Origin of the sequence: Streptomyces sp. CNQ085 (assembly GCF_022614595.1) — a bacterium.
Classification (GTDB): domain Bacteria; phylum Actinomycetota; class Actinomycetes; order Streptomycetales; family Streptomycetaceae; genus Streptomyces.
In genome coordinates, this window is the sequence record NZ_JAJFAU010000079.1 from 1 (window position 1) to 4,755 (window position 4,755).

The following is a 4,755-nucleotide window of genomic DNA, read 5'->3' on the forward strand; positions in this document are numbered from 1 at the left end:
GTACGGGCCGGGGCTCCCCGGCCCGTACCGCCCCCGCGCGTCGTTCCGCCCGGCGCTCAGCGCCGCGCCACGCCCTCCGCGCGGGCGGCCGCCGCGACGGCGGAGGTCACCGCCGGGGCGACCCGCTCGTCGAACGGGGAGGGGATCACGCGGTCGGCGCTCAGATCGTCGGCGACCACCGCTGCCAGCGCCTCGGCGGCGGCCAGTTTCATGCCCTCGGTGATCCTGGAGGCGCGCACCTGGAGGGCGCCGGCGAAGATGCCGGGGAAGGCGAGGACGTTGTTGATCTGGTTCGGGTAGTCGCTGCGGCCGGTGGCGACGACCGAGGCGTACTTGCGGGCGACATCCGGGTGGATCTCCGGAGTGGGGTTGGCCATGGCGAAGACGAAGGCGTCCTTCGCCATCCTCGCGACGGCCTCCTCGGGGACCGCGCCGCCGCTGACGCCGATGAAGACGTCCGCGCCGTCCATCGCGGACTCCAGCGATCCGCTCAGTCCGGACTTGTTGGTGAAGCCCGCCAGCTCCCGTTTGACGTCGGTGAGGTCGGTGCGGTCGGCCGAGACGATGCCCTTGCGGTCGCAGACCGCCACGTCGCCGATGCCGGCCTCCACCAGGATCCGGGCGATGGCCACCCCAGCCGCGCCGGCCCCGGAGATCACGGCGCGCAGCTCGCCGAGCGCGATGCCGCGCAGCCGGGCGGCGTTGCGCAGCGCGGCGAGCGTGACGACCGCCGTGCCGTGCTGGTCGTCGTGGAAGACTGGGATGTCCAGGCTCTCCTGGAGCCTGCGCTCGATCTCGAAGCAGCGCGGAGCGGAGATGTCCTCCAGGTTGACGCCACCGAAGGAGGGTGCGAGCCGGACGACGGTCTCCACGATCTGGTCCACGTCGGTACAGTCCAGTGCGATCGGGACCGCGTCCACACCGCCGAACTGCTTGAAGAGGATCGCCTTGCCCTCCATCACCGGCAGCGACGCCCGTGGGCCGATGTCGCCCAGACCCAGCACCGCGGTGCCGTCCGTGACGACCGCGACGACCTGCGACTTCCAGGTGTAGTCGTGAACCAGCTCCGGCTGCTCGGCGATGGCGCTGCACACCTTGGCCACACCCGGCGTGTAGGCCAGGGAAAGATCGTCCGCGTCCCGCACCGGCACGGTCGCCCGGACCGACATCTTGCCGCCGCGGTGCAGGGCGAACGCCGGATCGATGGCCGACTCGGCGCCGCCGTCCAGCTCGCCGTTGGAGTTGACGGTCTCCGCTGCCACTGTTTGACCCCTTTGCTGAAATTCCTGATCGAGGGCGGCCGCTGCCTGGTCGAGGCGCGGGGCGGGCACCACGTCCGCGGCCTCTCCGGCGGATGGAGCCGCCGTCGAGGGGGGTAACGGACGCCGGGCGCGTCGCACTCACGCCCTGGTCCCCGGGTGAGGGGTGTAACTGCTCTTTCTACCGGATGAGCGCCACCCCGCACGAATGTCTTACGTCTCACCGGCTGTCCGGGGAACGCGCCGGACATGGGAATCCTGGGCAAAGAACCTGTAGGGAGGGTGGAAAGCCGCTTAACAACACGGGAGGGAAGTGACGAAGCTCTCCCTCCGGTGTGCGCGCCTCTGCTCATTCGAGCAGGTGATGGCGTACGTCTCGTCAGGCGCCGGTCGTTCCCGGTCGCCCGTTATCCGATTTTGACATGGCTGCCATCCTGGCCTCGGGTGTCCGGATGGCAGGATGCCCCCATCACACAGTGTCGCCGCACGCCCGGGCGTGCCCGGCCGACCACTGGACACCTCACACCACCCCGCAGGAGGACTCTCCATGACCGCACGCACCAACCGCCCCCTGTCCTCGGTGGATGGCCCCCGCAGGCCGTCCGCGCGCCGGCGCCTGGTCGCCGCCGCGGCCGTCGCGCTCACCGGCTCCCTGCTGCTGACCGCGTGCGGGGACCAGACCGACGAGGGCGGCGAGAGCGGCGGAGACACCGAGTCGAAGAGCTCCGAGGCTCCGCTGTTCGACAGGCTTCCCAAGGACATCCAGTCCGCCGGCGTCATCAAGGTCGGCTCGGACATCGCCTACGCGCCGGTCGAATTCTACGACGAGAACGACGAGATCGCCGGTATCGATCCCGACCTGGGCGAGGCACTGGGCGAGCAGCTCGGCGTCGAGTTCGAGTTCGGCAACGGCACCTTCGACGGGCTGATCACCGGCCTGAACTCCGGTCGCCACGACATCATCATGTCGGCGATGACCGACACCAAGCAGCGACAGGAAGGCCTGGACGACAAGGGCGAGAAGGTCGGCGAGGGCGTCGACTTCGTCGACTACTTCCGCGCCGGTTCCACCATCCTGGTCAAGAAGGGCAACCCGGAGGGCATCAAGTCCCTGGACGACCTCTGCGGCGAGACCGTGGCGCTCCAGCGCGGTACGGCGAACGAGGCGCTCGCCGAGACCCAGAGCGAGAAGTGCGACAAGCCGATCAAGATCCTCGCCTTCGACAAGGACACCGAGGCGCTTCTCCAGGTCAAGCAGGGCCGTGCGGTCGCCGACATCAACGACTACCCGGTCGCCGCGTACAACGCCAAGACCTCCGGCGGCGGCGAGGACTTCGAGGTCGTCGGCGACCAGATCGACGCCGCCCCCTACGGCATCGCCGTCAGCAAGGAGAACACCCAGCTGCGCGACGCCATCAAGGCGGCCCTGGACGCCATCATCGACAACGGCGAGTACCAGAAGGTGCTGGAGAAGTGGGAGGTCGCCGGCGCCGGCGTCGAGGAGGCCACCGTCAACGGCGGCGAGTGAGCCGCACGGGCCCCGTAGTTCCACAGCAAAGGTAACTCTCCGTGTCCGAACCTGAAGACAAGGCACCATCCGCTCCGGTGCCGGCCCCCGACCCCGAGGGCGGCGGAACCGGAGTGGGCGGGGCGGTGCCGGTGGCCAAGAGCTCCCCGGTCCCGCCCGAGGCCGTCAAGGCCATTCCGGTGCGCCACTACGGCCGCTGGATAAGCGCAGCGATCGTGCTCGTTCTGTTCGGCCTGGTGGTGGCGGCCTTCGTGGGCGCCGACATCACCTGGCCGACGGTGGGGCGCTACCTCAACCACGAGACGATCCTCACCGGTGCGGCCAACACTCTGTGGATCACCCTGCTCGCCATGCTCATGGGCGTGGTGCTCGGAACGATCCTCGCGGTGATGCGACTGTCGAAGAACCCCGTGATGTCCTCGGTGGCCTGGGGCTACATCTGGGTCTTCCGCGGCACCCCCGTCCTGGTGCAGTTGCTGATCTGGTACAACCTTGCGCTGATCTTCCCGATCCTGGACCTGGGCTTCTACCGCGACGAGATGAACGACGTGATGACGCCGTTCCTCGCCGCGCTGCTGGGCCTGGGGCTGAACGAGGCCGCCTACATGGCCGAGATCAGCCGCGCGGGCATCCAGTCGGTGGACGAGGGCCAGACCGAGGCGGCCCACGCACTCGGCATGACCGGCTCGCGCACCATGCGGCGCATCGTGCTGCCGCAGGCCATGCGGGTCATCATCCCGCCGACAGGCAACGAGTTCATCAACATGCTCAAGACCTCGTCACTGGCCTACGCCATCCAGTACAGCGAGCTGTTGTTCTCCGCCACCAGGATCTCCTCGCGCAACCTGGAGGTGATGGAGCTGCTGCTGGTGGCGACCATCTGGTACCTGATCCTCACCACGGTCCTCAGCGTCGGCCAGTACTACCTGGAGCGCTACTTCCAGCGCGGCTCCTCCCGCAACCTGCCGCCCACGCCGTGGCAGCGGGTGCGTGGGAGCCTCACCTCGTTCCGCACGCCGAGCCGGGTGGGAGGGAAGACGGTATGACCACCCCCGCTGTCCCGATGGTGAAGGCGGAGGGCGTCCACAAGTCCTTCGGCCACGCCCACATCCTCAAGGGCATCGACCTGGAGGTCGCCGCGGGTGAGGTGTTCTGCCTGGTCGGCCCGTCCGGATCCGGCAAGTCCACCTTCCTGCGCTGCATCAACCACCTGGAGAAGATCAGCGCCGGGCGGCTGTCGGTCGACGGCCACCTGGTCGGCTACCGGCAGAAGGGCGACAGGCTCTACGAGCTCAAGGAGCGCGAGGTCGCCGCCCAGCGCCGTGACATCGGCATGGTCTTCCAGCGCTTCAACCTCTTCCCGCACATGACCGCGGTGGAGAACGTCATGGAGGCGCCCGTCCAGGTCAAGGGCGAGTCGAGGGCGGCGGCCCGGGAACGGGCCCTGAAGCTGCTGGAGCGGGTCGGACTGGGCAACCGTACGGACAACTACCCCTCCCAGCTCTCCGGTGGCCAGCAGCAGCGCGTGGCCATCGCCCGTGCGCTGGCGATGGAGCCCAAGCTGATGCTCTTCGACGAGCCCACCTCGGCGCTCGACCCGGAGCTGGTCGGCGAGGTCCTGGACGTCATGCGCGGGCTGGCCGAGGACGGCATGACGATGATCGTCGTCACCCACGAGATGGGCTTCGCCCGGGAGGTCGGCGACTCGCTGGTCTTCATGGACGACGGCGTGGTCGTCGAGTCGGGCCATCCGCGCGATGTGCTGACCGATCCGCAGCACGAGCGGACCAAGGCGTTCCTGTCGAAGGTCCTCTGAGCGGCGGTACGCCGCTCTGAAGGGCGGTGCGGGCCCCGGACCCGGGGCCCGGTGGTGGAGCAGTGTTTTTCGGTCAGATTCGCGTGGCCCCCGTTCGGCCCTATACCTCGCGAGAGGGCCGCATGCGCACCGTTTTGCGGTTTACCGCCCCG

4 protein-coding genes are annotated in these 4,755 nt (G+C 68.9%); 3 read left to right on the forward strand and 1 reads right to left on the reverse strand.

The window, feature by feature from the left end; genetic code table 11:
- Window positions 1–56: 56 nt before the first annotated feature.
- Complete coding sequence (locus LJ221_RS14590; protein ID WP_241717102.1) at window positions 57–1,262, reverse strand: NADP-dependent malic enzyme; 1,206 nt, start codon at window positions 1,260–1,262, stop codon at window positions 57–59.
- Between the two features lie 544 nt (window positions 1,263–1,806).
- Between LJ221_RS14590 and LJ221_RS14595 the strand changes: the two genes are divergently transcribed.
- The 3 genes from LJ221_RS14595 to LJ221_RS14605 all read left to right on the forward strand — a co-directional run bounded on the left by LJ221_RS14595 (window position 1,807) and on the right by LJ221_RS14605 (window position 4,603).
- Window positions 1,807–2,787, forward strand: coding sequence for an ABC transporter substrate-binding protein (locus tag LJ221_RS14595; RefSeq protein ID WP_241717103.1), 981 nt, complete (start codon window positions 1,807–1,809; stop codon window positions 2,785–2,787).
- A gap of 77 nt (window positions 2,788–2,864) precedes the next feature.
- A complete protein-coding gene (locus LJ221_RS14600) occupies window positions 2,865–3,833 on the forward strand; it encodes an amino acid ABC transporter permease (RefSeq protein WP_374228456.1) in 969 nt (322 codons plus the stop codon).
- Entirely contained in the window at window positions 3,830–4,603 is a 774-nt protein-coding gene (locus LJ221_RS14605) for an amino acid ABC transporter ATP-binding protein (RefSeq protein ID WP_302852005.1), read from the forward strand. The genes LJ221_RS14600 and LJ221_RS14605 overlap by 4 nt, the downstream gene beginning before the upstream one ends.
- Window positions 4,604–4,755: the final 152 nt, after the last annotated feature.